Here is a 21,140-nt window from a genome sequence, read left to right on the forward strand (position 1 = left end):
TGGTTGGTTCGATGTCCCTGCGACGGCTACTAACTTGAGCAATGTTGTCCAGTATTGTAAATTTCCCGTGTTTTGTAGGATCCCACGGAAATCTCAACGCCACAGCCCTGAAGCGCTGGCATGACCGTTGACGCAGGTAGATTAACCTGAAAGTGGAGGTCAACTTAAAACAGGCGGAGTTTGCGTGATGCTGCGCTTTTTGCTTCTGGCCGCGAAACTGGCGGTAACGTGTACCTGGCTTATGGCCACTGCGCCCGGCAACGTTTGGGCTGACGAGAGCACGTCCTATCCTGTCATCATCAAGCATGCTTTCGGCACGACCGTCATCACCAAGAAGCCGGAGCGGGTCGCGACGGTCGCCTGGGCCAATCATGAAGTGCCGCTGGCGCTCGGCATCGTGCCTGTCGGTTTTGCGGCTGCCAATTTCGGTGATGATGACGGTGACGGACTGCTACCCTGGGTGGCCGACAAGCTCAAGGAATTGCACGTCGAAAAGCCCGTCCTGTTCGACGAAGGTGACGGCATCGATTTCGAGGCGGTCGCTGCCACCCGGCCGGATGTGATTCTGGCGGCTTATTCCGGCCTCAGCCAGTCCGATTACGATACGCTGAGCCAGATCGCTCCTGTCGTCGCCTATCCGGATGCGCCCTGGTCGACCGACTGGCGCGACATGATCCGACTGGACAGTGCCGGGCTCGGCATGGCCGCAGAAGGCGAAGCGTTGATCAAGATGATCGAGGGCGAAATATCAGAGACCGTCGCCGGCCATCCCGAATTGCAGGGTAAGTCGGCGATGTTCATCACGCATCTCAATGCGACCGATCTCAGCATGGTCAACTTCTACACGACGAACGATACGCGCGTGAAATTCTTCGCCGATCTCGGATTGAAGTCTCCAAAGAGCGTCGTCGAGGCCTCCGTGCCGGGCAAGTTCGCAGGCTCGATCAGCGCCGAACGAATCGATTCCTTCGATGATGTCGATATTGTCGTCACCTACGGAAGCCAGCAGTTGCTCGAAGCGCTGGAGAAGAACCCGCTGATGGCCAGAATGCCAGCTGTCTCCAAGGGCGCGCTCGTGACACTTGGCCGCGATCCGGTCGGCACTGCCGCCAATCCGACGCCGCTGTCGATCTCCTGGGTTCTCAGAGATTATGTGGCGCTGCTCACAGACGCCGCCGGAAAGTCTCCTAACAAGTCTCAATGATCGTGCGCAGCCGAAAATCATCGTCCCGGCCGCCAGCATCCGCCCGGTCGAACCAGGCTCGCAGCCTCTGGCTTATCGGGCTCACCGCGGCTCTTGCGTGCCTCTGTGCGCTCTCGGTCACGGTCGGCACGCGCGATGTGGACTGGGTCGATATCTTCGCCGCCTTGGCCGGGCATGCGAACAATATCGGTCAGGCGGCGGTGACGGTACGCATTCCGCGCACGCTGCTTGCCGTCGTCGCTGGTGCAGCGCTGGCCCTTGCGGGCGCAATCATGCAGGGAGTGACACGCAATCCGCTCGCTGATCCGGGCATTCTCGGTGTTAACATGGGCGCATCGCTCGCAGTCGTCGTTGCGGTCGCGTGGTTCGATATCTCCTCGAACGAGGCCTATATCTGGACGGCGATCTTCGGCGCCGGATGTTCGGCGGTCTTCGTCTATACGATCGGCTCGCTCGGACGCGGCGGCGCAACGCCCTTGAAACTGGCTCTTGCCGGCGCAGCGACCTCGGTCGCCTTCGCTTCCATGGTCATTGCCGTTGTCCTGCCGCGCAATGACATCGCCGGCGGTATCCGCTCCTGGCAGATCGGCGGGGTCGGCGGGGCGACCTTTGAGCGCATCCTTCCTGTTCTGCCATTTTTGGCGATCGGCTTCCTCATCAGCCTGCTGTCGGCGCGAAAATTGAATTCGCTGGCGCTCGGCGATGAGCTGGCGGCCGGCCTTGGCGAACGCGTGGCGCTTGCCCGCGGCGTTGCAGCACTCGGCGCCATCCTTCTCTGCGGCGCGACCACGGCGGTCTGCGGTCCGATCGGCTTTCTCGGCCTCGTCGTGCCGCATCTCTGCCGCCTGCTGGTCGGGATCGATCACCGCTGGCTCTTGCCCTTTTCCGCGATCGGCGGCGCCAGCCTGTTGCTCGCAGCCGATATCGTCGGGCGCATCGTTGCGAGACCTGCTGAGCTCGATGTCGGCATTGTCACAGCGCTTGTCGGCGCACCATTCTTCATTGCCATCGTCCGGCGCCAGCGGGTGCGTGAATTATGACCGTGCTTGTCTCTTCCCTCGATAGCATCATCGATAACCGCCGCCGCAGAGCGCGTCGGCATGCGCTCATGGTTTTTCTGTTGCTCTGCCTTGTCGTCGCACTCTTTGCGCTCACTCTGTCGCTTGGCCAGTCCTTCACTTCGCCCAGCGATGTCATCCGCGTGTTGCTCGGTGAGAATGTGCAGGGAGCGGCCTTCACCGTTGGACAGCTGAGGCTGCCACGAGCTGTACTTGCGGCACTCGCCGGCCTGAGCTTCGGGCTCGGCGGCGTCGCCTTCCAGATCATGTTGCGCAATCCGCTCGCAAGCCCCGATATTATCGGCATCAGTTCGGGGGCGAGTGCGGCGGCGGTCTTCGTCATCGTCGTCTTGTCGCTGAAGGGGCCGATCGTTTCTGTCGTCGCCGTCATTGCGGGCCTCAGTGTGGCGCTGCTGGTCTATAGCCTGTCATTCCGCAACGGAGTGGCGGGCACACGGTTCATCCTCGTCGGCATCGGCGTATCCGCGATGCTGGAAAGCGTCATCGCTTACATCCTGTCGCAGGCGCCGGCCTGGAGCCTGCAGGAAGCGATCCGCTGGCTGACGGGCAGCGTCAACGGTGCCCAGCTTGACCAGGCGGCTCCCCTGCTTTTGGCGCTTGCCGTCTTTGGCGGACTGCTGCTCAGCCGCACACGCGACCTGGAGGCGTTGCGGCTCGGCGATGATATGGCTGCCGCCCTTGGTGTCGGTGTGTCGCGCACGCGCGTCGTGGTCATCATCGCAGCCGTCGGCACGATCGCCTCGGCAACGGCGGTGACAGGCCCGATCGCCTTCGTCGCCTTCCTGTCGGGGCCGATTGCCGCCCGCATCGTCGGAAATAACGGCTCGATCCTCATTCCCGCCGCCCTAGTCGGTGCGGTGTTGGTACTGGCGGGCGATTATGCGGGCCAGTTTCTGCTGCCGAGCCGCTATCCGGTCGGTGTCGTCACCGGCGCGCTCGGCGCCCCCTATCTGATTTTCCTGATCGTGCGCGTCAACCGCACCGGAGGCTCGCTATGACCGTTCATACCCTCACAGTCACCGGGCTTTCCGCAGGTTATGGCGAAGACGAGATCCTGCATGGTCTTGATCTCGCCGTACCTCCCGGCAAGATAACCGCCATCGTCGGGGCGAACGCCTGCGGCAAGTCCACGCTGCTGCGCGCTATGTCGCGGCTGCTCTCGCCGCGTAGGGGCCAAGTGCTGCTCGACGGCAAGTCGATCCATCGCATGCCGCCGCGCGACCTTGCGCGCAAGCTGGGGCTGTTGCCGCAATCGCCGATCGCGCCCGAGGGCATTACCGTCGCAGATCTCGTGAGCCGCGGGCGCCATCCGCATCAGAGCCTGTTTTCACGCTGGACCCGTGCAGATGACGAAGCAGTGGACGCCGCGCTTACCGCCACAAAGACTTCGGAACTTGCCGAAAGGCCGGTCGACGAGCTCTCGGGCGGCCAGCGCCAGCGCGTGTGGATTGCGATGGCGCTGGCGCAGCAGACGGAGATCCTGCTACTCGACGAGCCGACGACTTTTCTCGACATCAGCCATCAGGTTGAGGTTCTGGACCTCCTGACCGATCTCAACCATGCGCGCGGCACCACCGTCGTCATGGTGCTGCATGACCTCAATCTCGCGGCGCGCTACGCAGACCACCTCGTCGCCATGACTGATGGCCGCATCCACGTGTCCGGTCTGCCGCAGGATGTGCTGACGGAAGACAATGTGCGGCACGTCTTCGGCCTTCAAAGCCGCATCATCACCGATCCCACATCCGGCCGGCCAATCATGCTGCCGATCGGTCGCCACCGAATGGCGGAGGGCAGGGCCGACCCACAACACGCATTCCACAAGGAGGGCAGATGACCATCGCTCAGGAATTCAAGCTCTCGGGTGTAGCGCTTCCCAGAGATGCGGCTGCCATGCTCGGCGAGATCTGCGAGCACTTCGTCGAACATGCGGAGGTGCAACGGCGCGGCGACCTCGCGCTTCTCAAGAGCAAGGCCGGCACTGCCGAGATCCGTATTGAGGACCGCAAGCTGCTGATCGAGCTTTCCTGCCCCTCGGAGAAGGCGTTGCAGATGAGCCGCACGATGCTTGCCGAGCATCTCTTCTATTTCGCAGGCGAAGATCCGCTGGAGCTCGCCTGGTCCCATCCCGCATCGCTTGCCGTGTTGCCGAACATTCATGAGGTGACCGTCATTTCCGCAGAGAACGTGACGCCGCACATGCGCCGGGTGAAATTCGCCTGCGCCGATGTCACCCCGTTCATGGGCGGCGACATGCATGTGCGCCTGCTCGTGCCGCCAAAGGGCAGGGCACCTGTCTGGCCAGGCCTGCGCGCGGATGGCCGCGTTGCCTGGCCCGAGGGCGAAGACGAGCTTCTGGTGCGCGTCTACACGATCCGCACCGTCAATGTCGAAAAGCGCGAACTCTGGATCGACTTCCTGCAGCATTCGGCCCCTGGCATCAAAACGCCCGGCGCCGATTTCGCCCGCGATGCTGAGCCCGGGCAACGGGTGGCCCTGCTCGGCCCCGGCGGCGGCAGTCTTCCGGTGGCGCGGTCCATCCTGCTCGCCGGTGATGAAAGCGCGCTTCCGGCCATCGCCCGTATCGCTGAGGAAGTACCAGCGGGTGCGCGGCTGCAGGCAATCATCGAGGTCGCTGACGAAACGGAAGAACAGCCACTATACTCGGCAGGCTCGCTCGACGTGCGCTGGTTGTACCGCCGGGATTATGCCAATGGCGCCAAGGGCGTTCTGCTGGAAGAAGCCAAACAGACGATTGCCGCAACCGAGGGTGAAACCTTCATTTGGTTTGCCTGCGAGAAGGAGGATGTGCGCGCCATGCGCACCTACCTGAAGTCCCGCCGGCACGATAGGAAGAACATGTATGTCGCCTGGTATTGGGAACGGGAAGCCGACTAGCTTGAGGATGCATCCTCTGACGGTTCCCGAACCGGTCGACCGGGCGCTATCGGATCGCTTGCCGGAAATGTCTCTTCGAGCGACTCCTCAAGAAAATCGTCCTGCTCCTGCTCAGCGCTTTCAGTGTCCGCAGGCTTGTTGGCTGGCTCGGCTGTCTTGATCATCTCAATCTCCTTTACATCAAACCTCTCAAACCTAGCAGCCCGGATGGCGCTCCGTTACTAAACAGTCGGATAGGTTTCGGAATCAGCGATTTCTGAAGACCGTGCAGGCGACGCCGGCAGCGCGTATCGTGCTGCAGAGCTTGGTCGCCTCGGCACGCGTCTCTCTACCGATTCTTGCAGCATAGCGTGGCCGGTAGCCAAAATTTCCGCCTCTCTGCCGCACGATCACCGCGCGCTCCGCATTCAGTGGTTCGGGAAGCTTTGCCACCGATACCGTGAAGAGCCGATCCGCGACGGACGGATTATAGTGGGCGGCAAGCTGCACGCCCCAGGGCGCCCAGTCAGCCGATCCGGTGAGGACTGGCTCATTCATCTGCCGCGTTTCGGCGAGCGCCACACATGCCTCCCGGAATGGCATTCCGTCCCGCAGGTCCGGAGCGGCGGTCTCCGGAGGGCTGTCCCGCCAGGTTTCGACGGTCTGGCCGGTAATTGCGAAAACATAGTCGCGGGTCTCGATCGGTAGGCGGCCGGAGGAGAGGAACCGGCTGAGACCGGACTCGCCCGCATTATAGGCGGCTGCCGCAAGCCCGAGATTGCCAAAACGAAGCCTAAGTTCGTCGAGATAGCGGGAAGAGGCTTTTAGCGCCTGAACGACATCGAAGCTGTTTTCCAGCTCTCTCAAGCGGGCGGTGCCCGGCATGAATTGCGCAATGCCTTCCGCGCCCTTGGGGCTGACTGCTTCCGGACGGAACAGACTTTCGCGCCAGATCAGGCGGGCGAAGAAGGCAGGTGGAATGTTGTGAATCGCTGCGAAACGGTCCATGACGGCGCAGAGATCGGCATTGAAGTGATCTTTTCGGATGCAGAGCGTTTGCCCGTCACCAGCGTCACCCTGGTAAAGGCAAGCCGCTTCTGGAGCGGACGGCTCGGCAGTGCTGATCGCGGGCGCCGCCGCAGCCCATACTGCGGAAACCAGCACCGCAGCCATTAAGAATCTGCCGCATCTCATCATCGCCAAACCTTGCCTGACGACATCGTCGCGGTTTTCAAGCAAGACGGCAAGCGTCCTTCCTCGCCCGCGGCCAAGGCCGCGGGCTTCAGTGCACAACCGTCAGGATCGCAATGCCTGCTTCGGCAGCCGCACGGCGAATGGCATCCTGCAGTTCGCTGACATCGATTTGTCCGGTGATGGCATCGACGCAGGCCTTGACGGCCACAACATATTCCTCGCCGTCCTCGGACGGCCAGTCCGCAATCAAAACCTCAGCGGCGTCTCTCAACGTTCTGAGGACCCTGTATTTTTCTCGGCCACCCAGCATCAGCACCAGAGGTGGAAAGCGCTCGTATATGTTCCATTCCATTACACTTGGTCTCCCCAACGTAAGGATATTGGTAACGTTGCAAGAACCATACCGATCGCGTGTGAAAATCGTGCATCCGACAACTTTAGGGCTGCGGGTCGGATTTGGCGGCCGGGCAACGCTAGAAAAATGGATATTAAAACTCAAGTTTTCATTGCGCGGCATTCAACCCTCCGCTAAAGAAAGATCGTCATTGGCCGGATGCGAGCGGGCCACGTAAGCGTTAACGTCACTCAACGCGTATGATCGAACGGCTTTGCGGTTTCGATCTGCGCGACTGTGTCCTGCGGATCGTTTTCCGAAGCCCCGGAAGGACATGATGGATAACAAGCAATCCACAGATCACTCGTTCCCTGCGCCCTCAATCGAGCGGGTCCGCCATGAATTGCGTCGCCGCTCCCTCACGATCGAGAGCGTGACGGATATTACGCCTGGCATGCGACGCATCGTGCTGAAGGGTGAAGATCTCGCCGATTTCACGAGCCTGGCACCCGACGACCATATCAAGATCATCGTGTCCGGTACCGATGGCGCCGAGGAACGTCGGGATTACACCCCGCGTCGCTACGACAACGCAACTCGTCGTCTGACCATCGACTTCGCTTTGCATGAGGCGGGTCCTGCCACGCAATGGGCAATCGACGCTAGCGTTGGTACGCCTCTTTAAATCGGTGGCCCGCGTGGTTCGGCCGTTGTCGCCGGTACAGTGAATAGGTGGCTTCTGATCGGCGATGAGACGGCTATGCCCGCCATTGGCCGGCGAATTGAGGAAAGCGGGGCTGAAACGACGATTACGACAATCGCCGCAGTCGCAGACCCGCAAGAGCAGCAGTCGTTTGAGACAGGTGCAACGCTCACGATGCGCTGGGTTTACCGTCCTCTCTCCGATGCGACGAATGCCGAACCGCTGATCGCTGCTTTGGCAGGAATCGACATCGTTCCCCAGACATTCGTCTGGATCGCGGCTGAGGCGTCAGTGGTGCGGGCAATCCGCTCTTATCTCACCGAAGATCGCGGATATCCGCTTAGCTGGATCAAGGCATCGGGCTATTGGGTCAAGGGCAAGGCCGATACGACCGAGAAGTTCGGATAGCAGCGGACTGATGGCGTTTAGGAGCTTCCGCCCATCGCTCAGGGAATGGCCCCATCTGCGGAGGGGCCACCGAGCTCCGTCTCGATCGTGTTCACCATTGCTGCCCGTGCGGCGCGAAGCCGCTCATTCTCGTTTTGCCGTGCGGCGGAACATCGGGCGGATGGCCGTGTTTCTAAGCAAAGGAGATACGGCCATGGATGCAGACCACACCAACCCCCAAGCCGAACAGCGCCGCGCGAAGGACGTCGGACCAATTGCTCCGCCAACGGTCCGACCGCCGGACACAAAGGATGAAAGCGAGTGACCCGTCGTAGCACTGAGAAGTCATGCCAGCGACCATGCGGAGATTGGAGGTAGCGCGATGGCCAGAGACAAGGAAGAAGCAATTCGTCAGCGTGCCTACGAGATCTGGGAGCAGGAAGGTCGCCCGGAAGGGAATGCGCTTCGCCATTGGCTGCAGGCATCCGATGAATTCAGCGAAGACGAGGAACATGAGACATTGCAGGAATTGATCGACGAGGATGATCGCGACGATGCCGCTCTGCTGCAGGGTGCAGGTGAGAGCGGCGATATTCACTCTCGTCGCTAGTCGATCGACAGGCGCTTTTCGGTCTTGGCGTCGAAGAGATGCAGTTTGCCGAGATCCGGCATCATCCTGACGGTGTCGCCGGCCTGCAGGGACAGGCGCTCCCGCACCGTGGCGACAACCGGATCCAATCCGAGCCTGGCATTAATCTGGGTTTCGGCTCCGGTGGGTTCGATCACCGCCACCTCGACACTCACGCCGTTCGAATTGACGGATAGATGTTCCGGGCGAATGCCATAGATCACCTCCGAGCCTCGCGCTGACGAAGCACTTTCCGGCAGCGGCAGGCGCGCGCCACCATCGGCAATGAACTCCAACGGTCCCGAACTGCTGATCTTGCCCCTGATGACATTCATGCCCGGTGAGCCGATGAAGCCGGCGACGAAGAGATTGGCCGGCCGGTCGTAGAGATCGAGCGGCGAGCCGATCTGTTCGACGTAGCCGTCGCGCATCACCACGATCCGGTCCGCCATCGTCATGGCTTCGATCTGATCGTGCGTGACGTAGACCGTCGTCGTTTGCAGTCGCTGGTGCAACTGCTTGATTTCCGAGCGCATCTGCACGCGAAGCTTCGCATCGAGATTGGACAGCGGCTCATCGAAGAGGAAGACTTGCGGCTGGCGGACGATCGCGCGGCCCATGGCGACGCGCTGACGTTGGCCGCCGGAGAGATTTCTCGGGTAGCGGTCGAGCAGATGTTCGAGACCGAGGATCTGCGCGGCGTCACGGACGCGACCTCTGATCTCATCCTTCGGCGCCTTCGCCAGCCGCAGCGAAAATCCCATATTCGCCTCGACGGTCATATGCGGATAAAGCGCATAGGACTGAAAGACCATGGCGATGTCGCGCTCCTTCGGCGCCACATTATTGACGACCCGGCCGCCAATCGACACCTTGCCGCCAGAAATCTCTTCAAGCCCCGCGATCATGCGCAGCAAGGTTGACTTGCCGCAGCCGGAAGGGCCGACGAGGATGACGAATTCCCCGTCGCGGATGTCGATGTCGACCCCATGCAATACCTCGAAGTGACCATAGCTCTTGCGGACATTCGCCACGTTTACGGACGCCATAACTGTCTCCGGCTAGAAAACTGATATCGATCTGCACTCGCTCACCCGGAGCGATATGCGGTGATGAACGCGCCTGCTATCGAGGCGCCGTTGCGGCAGCGTAAGGCGCCAGCGCTGCATCAATAGCGGCGAGGCAGAGTTCGCGAGCATTCGGTGCGATGCGTTTCTCCACCACGTCGGGATAGAGGCGAGCAAGATGCTGGCTGATCAGCGTTTCCGGGATAATGTCGGGAAGTAGGGCAAACAGGCGTTCGACCGCCGCCGCCGCACGCGCATCGGGCCAGTAATAGCGGATGCGGTCGCTGTAGCTGAAATGTCGTTGCAGGCGCTGTTCGTCGGGCGTACCGCCGTAGTGGCCGGCCCAGTGGCCGGGCTCGGCGAGCATGATCTCTTCCATAGTCGCTTTCAGCCCGTCAGCGCGTCTGTCTCCGGCTAGAATGGCAGCGATCGCGTCGAGGCCATAGAGGGCTTCGCGCAATGCGAAAGTGAGCCCAGGGCCGACTTTCAGGATTGCAAATCCGCCATCGACGAGCGCCGAAAGCGAAGCGGCCGGTTGATAGTCAGTGGAATGGGCTTCGAACAGCAGACCTTTCATCTCATCGAGCGCGGAGATCAGCGTCTTTGCACGATCCGGCTTGTAGAGCGCGACATTGGCGTTGCCGAATTCGACGCCCGGTTGGACGACGATGGCGATAATGCGCTCCAGTGCCGCACCGACGCCCGCTTTGATGAAAGCCTGGCGATGAACATCAAGCGTGCTCAAAGCGGCTTCCCGTTGCGTGACGTCGAGTTCGGCCAAGGCATGCGTTGCGCCGCCCGGCGGCGGCACTTCGGTGCCGATGACATAGGTCGGCAGACGAGCACCGATACGGCGGGCAGCGTCTTCCGCCGCCCTCGCCAGGCGCGCTGCCCTTGCGGCGGTCAACTCGTCGGCAAGTGCCGATGGCTCACCGGCGCATCCCATCGACGTATCGAGATGCAGTTTTTCGAAACCGGCCTCGACATAGGCCGTCACCATGGCTTCGGCTCGGGCCATGGCATCCTCGGCGCCGAGCTTTCTCCACGGGTTCGGGCCGAGATGGTCGCCGCCGAGTATGATGCGATTGGTGGGAAAACCGATACTCCCTGCAATCTGCTCGATAAAGGCTCGGAAGTCCGCCGGCGTCATGCCAGTATAGCCGCCTTCCTGATTGACCTGGTTGCAGGTCGCCTCGATGAGGACCGCTTCTCCCTGCAGGGCCGCACGTCGCAACGTGGCTTCGATCACAAGCGGATGGGCGGAGCAGACAGATGTGATGCCGCGCGGCAGGGGCAGGCCCCTTCCGCCGAACAGTTTTGCCAGGGCGATCCGGCGGTTCTGGTCGATTGCGGCGCTCATACCAGTGTCACGACCTTGGTGAGGTGGCGCGGCGAGACGGTATCGATGTGGCGCGCCTGCGCGGCGCGTTCGCCGAGGATCTGCAAGGCCGGCAGGACGACGAGACCGGCGAGCGACAGATCGACATCGACGGGAACCTCCAGATCGCCGGGGCCGCCGAGACCGATGACGACAGCCCCCTTCTCGCGCAGTTCGCCGACAAGCTTGGCCTCGGCTTGTCTCTGGTCCGAGCTGTAAAGCATGACGGCTGCCGTCTTTTCGTCGACGAGGCTGATCGGCCCGTGACGATATTCTAGCGGATGAAAGGCCTGCGTCATCAGTTGGCTCATTTCCATCAGCTTGAGGGCGCCTTCGAGTGCGATACCGAAAAGCGGCCCGCTGCCCAGGAAGACGAAGTGCGAGCGGTCCTTGATGATATCGGGTAGCCCGGCATCGAGCGCGTTCGCCAACTTTTGAGCCGATGTGACCACCGAGGCCGGGACGATCTGGCCGATCATCTGCAGGCTCAGCAACACCATGAGGCTTGCCGATACCGTCATGACGATGCCCTCGTCGGGATGGGTCGGCGAGCAGATCAACCGGTCGCAGTTTTTCGCAAGCGCGCTTTCGGGCTCGACCGTCACGGCAGTCACGAAGGCTCCGGCTGCGCGGCTCGCTTTGGCGGCGGCAACCGTTTCCGTCGTCTCGCCGCTTCGCGAGAGCGCAACCACATGCGTCTTCTGCCATTCCGGCCAGAAGGACGAGGGTCGGTTCAGCCATTCTGCGCCGGGAACTGCGATCGCCTTGCGCTTGAGGCTATTGGCATGGGCGGCGAGAGACAGAGCGAGGTTGAAGGAGGTGCCGCAGCCGACAAAGACGAGGAGATCGTCTGCCTTGCCGCTGGCCGCATTCGAGCCGATAGCCTTTTCCCAATAAGGGAACTGCTCGAAGATTACCTTTTCGGTCGTGTTCATGTTGTCTCCGATTATTTGACCGAACCAGCCAGCAGACCGCTGACGAGGTAACGGTTGAGGAAGATGACGACGAGGGCAGGGATGACGATCGCAATCGATCCGCTTGCCGTGATCAGCCCGTAGTCGATGAAGTTCTTGGTGACGAATTCGGGAATGAGAACCGTCAGGGGTTTTGTCGCCTGCGGCGAGAAGATGAGGGGGACGAGATACTGGCCCCACGCCCCCAGGAAGGTCAGGATGGCAGCCGCCGTCAGGCCGGGACCGGCAAGCGGCAGCACGATCTTGAAGAAAATATAGAGGCGGCCGGCACCATCGATCTGTGCCGCCTCTTCGAGAGCGATCGGAAGCTGCTCGAACACACTGCGCAATAGCCAGAGCGAGAGCGGCAGATAGGCCGAGACATAGATCAGCGAGACCCCGGTATAGGTATCAACCAGGTGCATCTTGATCATGATCTGATAGAGCGGGATCAGCACCGCATAGGCAGGGATGGCCAGTGTCGCGACGACAGCGCCAAACAGAAGCTGACGTGCGGGAAAGCGCATCCTGGTGAAGGCGTAGGCGCCGAGTGCCGAGATTGCGACGCAAAGCAGCGTGGCAGCCACCGAAGTGATCACACTATTGAGCAGCGCGGCACGGAACTGTTTCCAGACCTCCACCCCGCCGATCCGCGAAATGTTGATGCCGAGCAGGCGCGAATAGTGGTCAAGCGTGAAATGCTGCGGGAAGAAGCGGATCGGCCGCGTCGAAAAATCTTCCGTCGGCGTCACGGAGCTTGCGAGCGTCCAATAGATCGGGCCGAGCGACCAGATCAGCAGCACGGCAAGACCGGCCCAAATCATCAGGCGATGGAGAAAGCTTGGTTTCATCAGTCGAACCGTGTGTTGCGATAGACGCGCAGGACGTAGACGAGCGAGACCAGCAGCGACACCAGCGTGATGACGACCGAAAGCGCCATGCCGTAGGAGAAGCGCAGGTTCTGAAATGTCTCGAGATAGATCTGGACGAGGATCGGCCGCGTTTCGAGGCTCGACCCGGCCAATACCCAGGCTTCGTCGAAGAGGTTGAAGGCGTTGACGGTCGCGTTCGTCATGGCAACGGCAATGGCGCTGCGTACGAGGGGAAGCGTCACCAGGCTGAACATCTGCACCCGCGTCGCGCCGTCGATACGGGCGGCCTCGTAAAGATGGGCCGGGATGCTCTGCATGGCGGCGAGCACGATGACGATCGTCAGCGGCATCATGCGCCAGACATGCACGACGGTGACTGCGATGATCGCGCTCGTCCGGTCGTTGAACCAGACATGATTTTCGAAGGGCAGGCCAAGTGCGACGAGGATGCCGTTCAAGAGGCCGGCGCCGGGCTGGTAGATCCACAGCCAGATGACGGAGTTGACGACGCCGGGAAGCGCCCAGGGCAGGATGACGGCCGCAAGCACCCATTGCCGCCCGACTTTCACCTGATTGATTAGCGCTGCGGCGAGCACGCCAAAGACGGTTTCGGCAGCGACGGCAAGGACGACGTAAATGAGCGTATTCGTCCAGGTCGACGCCAACTGTCCGTCCGACAGCATGCGCATGTAGTTTTCCAAGCCAACGAAGGGTGTTCCCGCCTGCATCGGATTAACCCGGTGCAGCGAGTCCCAGACCGTTCGTCCCATCGGATAGAAGACCAGCGCTGCCATCGTCACAAGGATCGGCAGCACCAGCAGCAGTCCGAGCATGGTGTCGGCGTTGAGGCCGACACTACGCTTGGCTGCCACACCTTCAGCGGTGGCTGTTGTCATTGCGCCATCGCCTGCTTGGCGGCATCAGCGATGGCCTGCATGGCCTGATCAACCGTCATCTGGTCCTTCGCCGCGCTGTTGATCGCCGTATTTACCGCGCTTGAAAACTGCGGGTACCACGGCGGCGTTCCCTGCTGGAACAACGGCTCGACGGTCTTCGACTGCGCGACAAGTGCGTCGCCGCTGGTCAGCTTGCCTTCCGTATTGAGTTCGGAAAGAGCCGATGTGCGTGTCGGCAGGAAGCCGTTTGCCGCGTTCTTCTTCTGGAACTCCTTGCTGGTGAACCATTTGACGAAGGCGATCGCCGCTTCCTTGTTCTGCGACACGTTCGGAATGGCGAGTGCTTCCGGAAGGCCGAAGCTGCGGGTCTGGCCGCTTTCGGTCGGCACGAGGATCGCTTCCACCTGGCCGGCGACCTTGGACTGTTTCGGATCGTTCATCTGACCCAGGCGGCCGGGTTCGCCCGAGATCATGATGCTGGTCAGTCCCTGGGCAAACATGCTCTCGTTGATCTGGCTGTCCTTGAGGCCAGTCGAGGCCGGATCGACCAGACCGTCTTTCAAGAGCGATAGTTCGAAGGCGAGTGCCTTGTAGCCGGCTGAATCCGGCGTGAGGAAAAGCGGCTTGAAATCCTTGTCGAAGAGTTCGCCACCGAAGGCCTTGGTCAGCAGGTACCAGCTTGTCGAAGCACCTTCCGTTGCCGAGAGCGGCAGGCCTATCGGATAGGTGGAGATGCCCTTCTCCTTGATCTTCCTGGCCGCGGCGACCAGCGCATCAAGTGTCTTGGGCATCTCGGTAACGCCGGCATCCGTGAAGTGCTTCTTGTTGACCAGCATGACACGGAAGTCGTTGGTGTAGGGCACGCCGAGCAACTGACCGTCGACAGTGAAGATCTTCGCAACGCCGATGTCGTTGACCGTGTCCTTATCGATCACATCATTCAGTGGCATGTACCAGCCGGCGGCGCTGAACTGACCCGTCCAGGACCAGTCGAATTCAGTGACATCGGCCGGCGCCGTGCCGGCGACCAGCGCCGTTACGAGTTTCGGGCGAATGTCGTCCCATGACAGGGTCTGAAGATCGACATGAATGCCGGTCTCGGCTTCAAAATCGGCAGCGACCGTGGCTCCCTGCGGCGATGGCATCAGGACCGTGATCGACTGGCCGGCAAGCGGCTTGGCATCATCGGCCAAAGCAGGCAGGGCAATCACCAAGGCTGCTGAGGCAAGCAAAGGCAATATAAATTTACGCATGTTCCCATCCTTCGTTATCGTTGACACTCATTGTCTTGATCGCGCGATCACGGTTTCAGCCTCGACCGCGATTTGCCCGAACCAGCCTTCGTCCAGCGGCCAGTCGAGAAGTTGGGCGGCGGCCAGAAGCGCGCCGCCAATAGGAGGAAGTACAGGTAAAATCGCCCGTCGGCCGATCCGCCGTTCGACGGCTTCGAGCAGGAGACGGCTGGAAAAGGTGCCGCCCGCATAAGTCCAATCGGTGCCGGCCTCGCAATGGCTTGATATCGCCCAATGATGCTTGGCAAGCTCGTCGGCCGCCTTTTCGATCAGGCTGATCGACGTTTCGTCGCCCTGCTGGGCGGTTCGGTCAACAAGGATGGAGAGCGCGGCAATAGCCGCGCGTGGTCGTGCAAGCCCGTTGATCCAACTGCCGAGAGCATTGATCGGATCGGAAATGTCGAGCTGGAGATCATCGTAAATTGCCTTCGCCAGTGCCGTCGGCTTGGCACGTCCATCAAGGCTCTGGCTGATGAGCTGGAGCGCTTTGCGACCGATCCAGTAGCTGCTGCCTTCGTCGCCGATCACATCGCCCCAGCCGCCTGCACGCGTTGACAGCCCAGCGCCGTTGCGCGCCCAGGACATGGAGCCGGTTCCCGACAGGACGAGGATGCCTGGACGACCGGCAAATGCACCAAGATGGGCGGCGTCGACATCGTTGAGCACGGCTTTGCGGATGTCCGGAAAGGCTTGGTCGATGCATTGCTTCTGGAGAGCGGAGAGATGCGCGACTTCACCATAGGCCGGCAAGGCCGCGCCGACGGCAGTCAGCCCCTCCTCGTTGCGGAACGGTTCGATATGTCGCTCCAGTTCGTGGCGCCAGTCCGGATTGTCCATGGGATTGACGCCGCCGCCGAGCGCGGTGCGCAGAATATGGCCATCTCTATCGGCCAATGTAACGAGCACCTTGCTTCCGCCGCCATCGATGCCGAGGATCAGCTCTTCGCTCATTCTTTTGCTCCGAGTTCGGCGAAGGTCGTATCGACGCCGAAATTGGCGAGCTCGGCGCGCCATTGTGGTGTCAGACCCTTATCGGTGATGAGCTTTGCGGCATTCAAAGGCGCGACCTTGTAGGTTGCCATCGTCCCGAATTTCGAGGAGTCCGCGAGCACATAACCGTTGGCCGAACGTGACAACATGCGCCGGTTCAGGCTCGCTTCCGCACTGTCCACGCTGTAGATCGCACCATCAGGACTGATGGCGCTGGCACCCAGAAACAGCTGATCGAACCAGATCGTTTCCAGCATCGCCTCGGCCTGCGGGCCGACGAGCGAGGCGTTTTCGCTGCGCAGCTGGCCGCCGAGAAGGACGACCTCAAGGTTTGGAATATTGAGAAATTCCTGGGCGACGATCAGGCCGTTGGTGAAGATGCGCAGCGGCATCGGATTGATGCGGATCAGCCGGGCGAGCTGAAGAACCGTCGTGCCGGCGTCGAGGAAGATCGCCGTGCGGGGCAGGAGCATCTCATATGCCGCATTGGCGATAGCGCGCTTTGCCGAAAGATGACGCTTTTCGCGCTCCTGGAAGGCGAGCTCGACCGAAGAACCCTCGGCGATGCGGGCGCCACCATGAACCCGATCGATAGCGCCATCCTGTTCGAGGACCTGCAGGTCGCGCCGCACGGTCGCGAGCGAAGCGCCGACAGCATCGGCGAGGTCCTGAATGGTCGAGAAACCGTTCGCATAGAGATGGCTTCTGATGGCATCGAGCCGATCGGTCTTCACTCCGCCACTCTGGTTCACCGGCTATCCCCCTGCTGCAATCCTGTCTTCTTGCGCCAAAGTTCACACCCAATTCGATCAATGTCAATCATAATTATGATCGTTTATGATCTTTTCCAGATTGGGCGATTGCTTATTCATGATCAAAAACAAAGGCGCACCGTCCCGAAAGACGGCGCGCCGGCTGCAGAGCGTCTTCTATGAGAGAACCCGCGTGGGAACGGGCTTAGTGATATCCTGGCAGAAGGTCGCCATGCGCCTCGATCAGGTCGTCGACGAGGCTCCAGATCTCGTCCGGAGACAGTTCGGCCGACGTGTGCGGATCGAGTAGGGCCGCCTGGTAGATACGGTCGCGCTTTCGTGTCAGCGCTGCCTCGACGGTGAGTTCCTGAACCGAAATGCTGAGCTTCATAACTGCCGCAAGCTGTGACGGGATCCTGCCGATACGGGTTGGTTGGATGCCATTTCTGTCGACATGGCAGGGCACTTCCACGACACATTCGGGCGGGAGATTCTCGATTAGGCCGTTGTTCGGAACATTGCCGTAGATCAGCGCCGGCTTGCCGGTGACGACAGCGTGAATGATGCCGGCAGCATATTCGTTGCTGCGGCAGACGTCGATCGGCTTGTTGCCCTCGAGATCGCGGCGCAGCGTATGCCATTCGGAGATCTGCCTCTCGCAGCGGCTGATATATTCGTCGAGCGGGATATTGAGTTTGTCGATGAGCTCGGGGCGGCGGTCCTTGATGTACCAGGACGTATATTCCGAGAAATGTTCGCTCGATTCCGTCACGAAATGGCCGAGCCGCTTCAGCACGTCAAAGCGGACCCGGTCGTCGGTTGGCTCGCGACCCTCACCAGCAAGCGCCATCAGGCGGGGATAAAGATCCTCACGTTTGCCATCGGCGTGCAGCTTCTCGTATTTCAGGAAGAAGGCGATATGATTGATGCCCGCCGAAATATAGTTGATATCGGCGATGTCTTCGCCAAGGCACGTCGCGAGATGAGCGGCTGTATGCTGGACGCTGTGGCAAAGGCCGACCGTACGGATGGACGGCGCCAGCTCCTTGATGGCCCAGCAATTGATCGCCATCGGGTTCACATATTGCATGAGCAACGCGCCGGGGCAGACCTCTTCCATATCGCGGCAGATCGCTTCCAGTACCGGTATGGTGCGAAGCCCGCGGAAGATTCCGCCGATGCCGAGCGTGTCGGCGATGGTCTGCCGCAGGCCATATTTCTTCGGCACGTCGAAGTCCGTCACCGTCGCCGGCCTATAGCCGCCGACCTGCATCATCAAGATGACGAAATCTGATCCGCGCAGCGCTTCGCGGCGATCGAGGGTGGCTTCGATCGTCACGTTGGGCAGATTGAGCGCCTCGCAGATGCGCCTTGCGACAATCTCCGATGTCTTCAGCCGCTCGGGATCGATATCGAACAGGCTGATGGCATAGTCGCTGCCGGAAGGCGTCGACAGCGCATCCCCCAGAATATTCTGCGCGAAAACGGTGCTGCCCGCACCCACGAGGCAAATCTTCGGCATTTTGATCTCCCGTCAATCAAGGTTGCCTTGTCTTTGCCTCTTCCAAATCAGAATTTCTTCCGCTTAATGGCGTTAGTATTCCCGGATCGAAGCGTGATAGTGACATGAAAGACGATCATTCCGACACAAGTGGCGAATGGACGGGATCGCCACGCGGCTTTCTGATCGAGCGTCACACGGCAGATGCCATGAGCGCTGCGCATTGGCACGACCATGTCGAAATCAACCTGCTTCTCGACGGAGCCATGACCTATCTCTTCAATGGCCGGCAAGAGCAGGTCGAGGCCGGCCGCCTTGTCCTGTTCTGGGCGGCCATTCCTCATCAGACCATTCTGGTGACGCAGGAAGCGCCGCTCATCTGCCTCTATCTTCCGCTCGTCGATTTTCTTGCTCTGTCCATAGACAAGAGGGCGAGGCAGGCGATCATGCAAGGCGCCTTCGTGGTCGAGCCCCACCGCCATGAGACGACACCGCTAATCCTCTCTGCATGGGTCGAGGAATGGGGCAGGGGTGATCCGGTACGGCGTCAGCTGATTGCCGAGGAGGCCAAGCTCCGATTGCGCCGGCTTATCCTCGATCATGCCGATGGCCAGGGCTCTTCGGTCGCGGCGCCCGTGATGCCGGCCAGCCCGGCAATCCACCATTCGGAAGTACTGACCGACCTGATAAACAGGCACTTTTCCGAGCCGCTCAGTCTGGAGCTGCTCGGAAAGCGCGCCAATATCCATCCGACCACCGCCAACCGGGCGTTTCGCGATGTGCTCGGCATTTCGGTGATGGAATACCTGACGCGATATCGTCTCGCGAGAGCAATGCAGCGGCTGGCCGAAACCGAAGAGTCGATCCTGGAAATTGCTCTGGACTGCGGCTTCGGCTCCAGCAGCCGGTTCTACGATGTCTTCAAGCAGCGGACCGGCACCACGCCCCGGCAATTCCGCCTGTCGCTCGGCAAGCCGTGACAGAGCACTAGGCAGCTATCGAATCCCCTGTCCAGCGCGCTAAGCTATAGGGGACAGAATGCCTGGACCTGCCAACGATAGAACGAAATGGATTGAACCTTTGGCGAGTGATAGCACCAACCTTACCGGCGCTCTGGCGCCCCTGGCTGTCATCGAGGATTTCTGCCGGCAGGTCCTGCTTGCAGCCGGCGCTGACCAGCCAACCGCCGACGCCGCGACACGGGGGATGCTGCACGGCACGCGCTATGGCATCGACAGCCACGGTGTGCGTCTGCTTCCGCATTACGTAAAGGGGTTGACGGAGGGACGCCTCAATCCACGCCCAACGCTCTCGTTGGCAAATGCTTTCGGTGCGATCGCCTCGCTTGATGCAGATAATGCCCACGGCGCCCTTGCGACTTATACGGCCATGGATCGCGCGACGCGCTTGGCCGGCGAGTTCGGGATTGGTGCCGTCGCCATCCGCAATTCCTCACATTTCGGCCCGGCAGGAGCCTATGCGCTCAACGCCGCTGAACGTGGTTTCATCGGTTTCGCCTTCTGCAATTCCGATAGCTTCGTTCGCCTGCATGACGGCGCCATGCGCTTTCATGGCACCAATCCGATTGCCTGTGCCGTGCCGGTCAAGGGAGACAATCCCTGGCTCTTCGACATGGCGACAAGCGCCGTACCCTATAACCGCGTGCAACTCTATCGCAGCCTCGGCCGAAAACTGCCGGAAGGTGTCGCATCGGATGAACGGGGTTACGATACGACCGATCCCGATGTGGCCGACATGCTGGCGCCGCTCGGCGGCGAGTTCGGCTTCAAGGGCGCGGGGCTTGCCGGCATTCCCGAGATCCTGAGCGCGGTGCTTACAGGCATGAAGCTGAGTTTCGATATCGCTCCGATGCCCGGCCCGGATTTCTCGACCCCGCGTGGGCTCGGTGCCTTCGTCATCGCCCTCAATCCAGCAGCCTTCCTCGACATTGAAACCTTCGATGCTGCCATGAAACGCTACGTCGAAACCTTGAAGGCTTCCCCTGCGCGGAACGGCTTCAAGGTGCTCGCGCCCGGTGACCGGGAATGGGCTGTCGCCGCCGAGCGGGAAAAACACGGTGTCACGCTGGACCCTGCGACGGTCGACGCCTTCAGAACGCTTGCCTCCCGTTATCGACTGGTCAGCCCGGCTTGAATGAATGCGGCGGATTGACGCGCAACTTTCCCGATGATAGCTTGAATTAATTGGTCAGGCCAGTTGACCAGTTGTGCGCTTGAGGAGAAGCGCGCCGGGAGGCCACGATGTTTTCGGCAGTTGAATCACGCCGCCTTTACAGGCAGGTGGCGGACCAGATCCGTATGATGATCATCCGGGGCGAACTCGCTGTCGGCCAAAGGTTGCCGGCTGAGCGCGAGCTCGCGGAGCAACTCTCGGTTTCGCGCCCCACGCTGCGCGAGGCGCTGATCGTGCTGGAAGTCGAGGGCTACATCAATATCCGCATGGGCTCCGGTATTTACGTCACGCGTAAACATGCGGCCGAAGGGGCTGGCAACGAGCGCGAACCTGTCGAAGGGCCTTTCGAGCTGCTGCAGGCGCGTGCCATCATCGAATGCGCAATATCAGAGGAAGCCGCAAAGAGCGCCCGACCGGAAGACATTGTCGTTCTCGATGAGGCGCTGAGTGCGATGAGTGGTGTCGTAGACGATGCACGGGCCGTGCTTGTTGCCGACCGCGCCTTTCATACCGGCATTGCCGCAATCATCGGCAACGCGACCTTGATCCGGGTCGCCGGCGAAATGTTCGACATGCGGATGACGCCATATTTCGAGCAGCTTGCCAGCCATTTCGAAGGACCGGTATCGTGGCGTAGCGCGTTGGAAGAGCACCGGGTCATCCGCGACGCGATCGCCGCCGGCGATGCGGCGGGGGCGAAGACTGCCATGCGCACGCATCTGACGAATTCGCAGAAGAGGTTTTCCGAGAGCTTCGGGGAGGAGTTCTCGGGCGAGGATGGGCGCGGCCATGTGGCCGGGCCAAACAAGGGAAAAGTAATCATCTAACCAGAGCTCAGGA

Annotated in this window: 20 protein-coding genes and 2 pseudogenes; 10 read left to right on the forward strand and 12 right to left on the reverse strand. The window is 60.9% G+C overall.

Features of this window, described 5'->3' with window-relative positions:
* Positions 1–241: 241 nt before the first annotated feature.
* Genes KQ933_RS25375 through KQ933_RS25395 form a run of 5 tightly spaced genes read left to right on the forward strand, consistent with a single transcriptional unit; the run spans position 242 to position 5,181 of the window.
* A complete protein-coding gene (locus tag KQ933_RS25375; RefSeq protein ID WP_253958428.1) occupies positions 242–1,204 on the forward strand; it encodes an iron-siderophore ABC transporter substrate-binding protein in 963 nt (320 codons plus the stop codon).
* Positions 1,201–2,244 (forward strand): iron ABC transporter permease, encoded by a 1,044-nt coding sequence (locus KQ933_RS25380; protein ID WP_216760570.1) that lies wholly within the window; start codon positions 1,201–1,203, stop codon positions 2,242–2,244. The genes KQ933_RS25375 and KQ933_RS25380 overlap by 4 nt, the downstream gene beginning before the upstream one ends.
* Entirely contained in the window at positions 2,241–3,281 is a 1,041-nt protein-coding gene (locus KQ933_RS25385; protein ID WP_216760571.1) for an iron chelate uptake ABC transporter family permease subunit, read from the forward strand. The genes KQ933_RS25380 and KQ933_RS25385 overlap by 4 nt, the downstream gene beginning before the upstream one ends.
* Positions 3,278–4,120 carry an ABC transporter ATP-binding protein gene (locus KQ933_RS25390; RefSeq protein ID WP_216760572.1) on the forward strand — a complete coding sequence of 281 codons (843 nt, stop codon included), beginning with the start codon at positions 3,278–3,280 and terminating at the stop codon, positions 4,118–4,120. Before KQ933_RS25385 ends, KQ933_RS25390 begins: the two co-directional genes overlap by 4 nt.
* Positions 4,117–5,181: a DUF2218 domain-containing protein gene (locus KQ933_RS25395; protein WP_216760573.1), complete on the forward strand. Its 1,065-nt coding sequence runs from the start codon at positions 4,117–4,119 to the stop codon at positions 5,179–5,181. Before KQ933_RS25390 ends, KQ933_RS25395 begins: the two co-directional genes overlap by 4 nt.
* On the opposite strand, the gene KQ933_RS25400 is transcribed toward KQ933_RS25395, so the two are convergent.
* The 3 genes from KQ933_RS25400 to KQ933_RS25410 all read right to left on the reverse strand — a co-directional run bounded on the left by KQ933_RS25400 (position 5,178) and on the right by KQ933_RS25410 (position 6,706).
* The gene (locus KQ933_RS25400; RefSeq protein ID WP_216760574.1) at positions 5,178–5,345 is read right to left on the reverse strand and encodes a hypothetical protein; all 168 of its coding nucleotides are present in this window, start codon (positions 5,343–5,345) and stop codon (positions 5,178–5,180) included. The two genes, KQ933_RS25395 and KQ933_RS25400, sit on opposite strands and share 4 nt — an antisense overlap.
* A gap of 82 nt (positions 5,346–5,427) precedes the next feature.
* A complete protein-coding gene (locus KQ933_RS25405; RefSeq protein ID WP_253958418.1) occupies positions 5,428–6,333 on the reverse strand; it encodes a lytic transglycosylase domain-containing protein in 906 nt (301 codons plus the stop codon).
* Positions 6,334–6,442: 109 nt separating this feature from the next.
* Positions 6,443–6,706 (reverse strand): DUF982 domain-containing protein, encoded by a 264-nt coding sequence (locus tag KQ933_RS25410; protein WP_183725293.1) that lies wholly within the window; start codon positions 6,704–6,706, stop codon positions 6,443–6,445.
* 319 nt (positions 6,707–7,025) lie between these two features.
* Here KQ933_RS25410 and KQ933_RS25415 point away from each other — a divergent pair.
* Positions 7,026–7,799, forward strand: a pseudogene (locus KQ933_RS25415) (siderophore-interacting protein).
* 361 nt (positions 7,800–8,160) lie between these two features.
* A pseudogene (locus tag KQ933_RS25420) lies at positions 8,161–8,370 on the forward strand (DUF2934 domain-containing protein); the annotation flags it as partial.
* A gap of 14 nt (positions 8,371–8,384) precedes the next feature.
* Here KQ933_RS25420 and KQ933_RS25425 read toward each other — a convergent pair.
* The 9 genes from KQ933_RS25425 to KQ933_RS25465 all read right to left on the reverse strand — a co-directional run bounded on the left by KQ933_RS25425 (position 8,385) and on the right by KQ933_RS25465 (position 18,128).
* Entirely contained in the window at positions 8,385–9,455 is a 1,071-nt protein-coding gene (locus KQ933_RS25425; protein WP_216760575.1) for an ABC transporter ATP-binding protein, read from the reverse strand.
* Between the two features lie 76 nt (positions 9,456–9,531).
* Complete coding sequence (locus tag KQ933_RS25430; protein WP_216760576.1) at positions 9,532–10,833, reverse strand: D-tagatose-bisphosphate aldolase, class II, non-catalytic subunit; 1,302 nt, start codon at positions 10,831–10,833, stop codon at positions 9,532–9,534.
* A complete protein-coding gene (locus KQ933_RS25435) occupies positions 10,830–11,786 on the reverse strand; it encodes an SIS domain-containing protein (RefSeq protein WP_216760577.1) in 957 nt (318 codons plus the stop codon). The genes KQ933_RS25430 and KQ933_RS25435 overlap by 4 nt, the downstream gene beginning before the upstream one ends.
* 11 nt (positions 11,787–11,797) lie before the next feature.
* Positions 11,798–12,655, reverse strand: a complete 858-nt coding sequence (locus KQ933_RS25440; RefSeq protein WP_216760578.1) for a carbohydrate ABC transporter permease — start codon at positions 12,653–12,655, stop codon at positions 11,798–11,800.
* Positions 12,655–13,572 carry a carbohydrate ABC transporter permease gene (locus KQ933_RS25445; RefSeq protein ID WP_216760579.1) on the reverse strand — a complete coding sequence of 306 codons (918 nt, stop codon included), beginning with the start codon at positions 13,570–13,572 and terminating at the stop codon, positions 12,655–12,657. Before KQ933_RS25445 ends, KQ933_RS25440 begins: the two co-directional genes overlap by 1 nt.
* Positions 13,569–14,825 carry a sugar ABC transporter substrate-binding protein gene (locus tag KQ933_RS25450; RefSeq protein WP_216760580.1) on the reverse strand — a complete coding sequence of 419 codons (1,257 nt, stop codon included), beginning with the start codon at positions 14,823–14,825 and terminating at the stop codon, positions 13,569–13,571. Before KQ933_RS25450 ends, KQ933_RS25445 begins: the two co-directional genes overlap by 4 nt.
* Before the next feature lie 27 nt (positions 14,826–14,852).
* Entirely contained in the window at positions 14,853–15,815 is a 963-nt protein-coding gene (locus tag KQ933_RS25455; protein WP_216760581.1) for an N-acetylglucosamine kinase, read from the reverse strand.
* Complete coding sequence (locus tag KQ933_RS25460; RefSeq protein ID WP_183733063.1) at positions 15,812–16,606, reverse strand: DeoR/GlpR family DNA-binding transcription regulator; 795 nt, start codon at positions 16,604–16,606, stop codon at positions 15,812–15,814. Before KQ933_RS25460 ends, KQ933_RS25455 begins: the two co-directional genes overlap by 4 nt.
* A gap of 205 nt (positions 16,607–16,811) precedes the next feature.
* Positions 16,812–18,128: an alpha-glucosidase/alpha-galactosidase gene (locus tag KQ933_RS25465; protein ID WP_216760582.1), complete on the reverse strand. Its 1,317-nt coding sequence runs from the start codon at positions 18,126–18,128 to the stop codon at positions 16,812–16,814.
* A gap of 104 nt (positions 18,129–18,232) precedes the next feature.
* Between KQ933_RS25465 and KQ933_RS25470 the strand changes: the two genes are divergently transcribed.
* From KQ933_RS25470 to KQ933_RS25480, 3 genes are all read left to right on the forward strand, one after another.
* Positions 18,233–19,087, forward strand: a complete 855-nt coding sequence (locus tag KQ933_RS25470; protein ID WP_216760583.1) for a helix-turn-helix domain-containing protein — start codon at positions 18,233–18,235, stop codon at positions 19,085–19,087.
* Positions 19,088–19,187: 100 nt separating this feature from the next.
* Positions 19,188–20,261, forward strand: coding sequence for an Ldh family oxidoreductase (locus tag KQ933_RS25475; protein ID WP_253958419.1), 1,074 nt, complete (start codon positions 19,188–19,190; stop codon positions 20,259–20,261).
* 107 nt (positions 20,262–20,368) lie between these two features.
* On the forward strand, positions 20,369–21,127 hold the full coding sequence (locus KQ933_RS25480) for a FadR/GntR family transcriptional regulator (protein ID WP_216760585.1): 759 nt from the start codon (positions 20,369–20,371) through the stop codon (positions 21,125–21,127).
* The last annotated feature ends 13 nt before the right edge of the window (positions 21,128–21,140 follow it).

It is taken from the genome of Rhizobium sp. WYJ-E13 (genome assembly GCF_018987265.1).
Classification (GTDB): Bacteria; Pseudomonadota; Alphaproteobacteria; order Rhizobiales; family Rhizobiaceae; genus Rhizobium.

Bases quoted from the DNA above. Each gene is read 5' to 3' on its own strand.
- KQ933_RS25375 (WP_253958428.1), top strand. From the start codon at position 242: ATGGCCACTGCGCCCGGCAACGTTTGGGCTGACGAGAGCACGTCCTAT.
- KQ933_RS25380 (WP_216760570.1), top strand. From the start codon at position 1,201: ATGATCGTGCGCAGCCGAAAATCATCGTCCCGGCCGCCAGCATCCGCC.
- KQ933_RS25385 (WP_216760571.1), top strand. From the start codon at position 2,241: ATGACCGTGCTTGTCTCTTCCCTCGATAGCATCATCGATAACCGCCGC.
- KQ933_RS25390 (WP_216760572.1), top strand. From the start codon at position 3,278: ATGACCGTTCATACCCTCACAGTCACCGGGCTTTCCGCAGGTTATGGC.
- KQ933_RS25395 (WP_216760573.1), top strand. From the start codon at position 4,117: ATGACCATCGCTCAGGAATTCAAGCTCTCGGGTGTAGCGCTTCCCAGA.
- KQ933_RS25400 (WP_216760574.1), bottom strand. From the start codon at position 5,345: ATGATCAAGACAGCCGAGCCAGCCAACAAGCCTGCGGACACTGAAAGC.
- KQ933_RS25405 (WP_253958418.1), bottom strand. From the start codon at position 6,333: ATGGCTGCGGTGCTGGTTTCCGCAGTATGGGCTGCGGCGGCGCCCGCG.
- KQ933_RS25410 (WP_183725293.1), bottom strand. From the start codon at position 6,706: ATGGAATGGAACATATACGAGCGCTTTCCACCTCTGGTGCTGATGCTG.
- KQ933_RS25425 (WP_216760575.1), bottom strand. From the start codon at position 9,455: ATGGCGTCCGTAAACGTGGCGAATGTCCGCAAGAGCTATGGTCACTTC.
- KQ933_RS25430 (WP_216760576.1), bottom strand. From the start codon at position 10,833: ATGAGCGCCGCAATCGACCAGAACCGCCGGATCGCCCTGGCAAAACTG.
- KQ933_RS25435 (WP_216760577.1), bottom strand. From the start codon at position 11,786: ATGAACACGACCGAAAAGGTAATCTTCGAGCAGTTCCCTTATTGGGAA.
- KQ933_RS25440 (WP_216760578.1), bottom strand. From the start codon at position 12,655: ATGAAACCAAGCTTTCTCCATCGCCTGATGATTTGGGCCGGTCTTGCC.
- KQ933_RS25445 (WP_216760579.1), bottom strand. From the start codon at position 13,572: ATGACAACAGCCACCGCTGAAGGTGTGGCAGCCAAGCGTAGTGTCGGC.
- KQ933_RS25450 (WP_216760580.1), bottom strand. From the start codon at position 14,825: ATGCGTAAATTTATATTGCCTTTGCTTGCCTCAGCAGCCTTGGTGATT.
- KQ933_RS25455 (WP_216760581.1), bottom strand. From the start codon at position 15,815: ATGAGCGAAGAGCTGATCCTCGGCATCGATGGCGGCGGAAGCAAGGTG.
- KQ933_RS25465 (WP_216760582.1), bottom strand. From the start codon at position 18,128: ATGCCGAAGATTTGCCTCGTGGGTGCGGGCAGCACCGTTTTCGCGCAG.
- KQ933_RS25470 (WP_216760583.1), top strand. From the start codon at position 18,233: ATGAAAGACGATCATTCCGACACAAGTGGCGAATGGACGGGATCGCCA.
- KQ933_RS25480 (WP_216760585.1), top strand. From the start codon at position 20,369: ATGTTTTCGGCAGTTGAATCACGCCGCCTTTACAGGCAGGTGGCGGAC.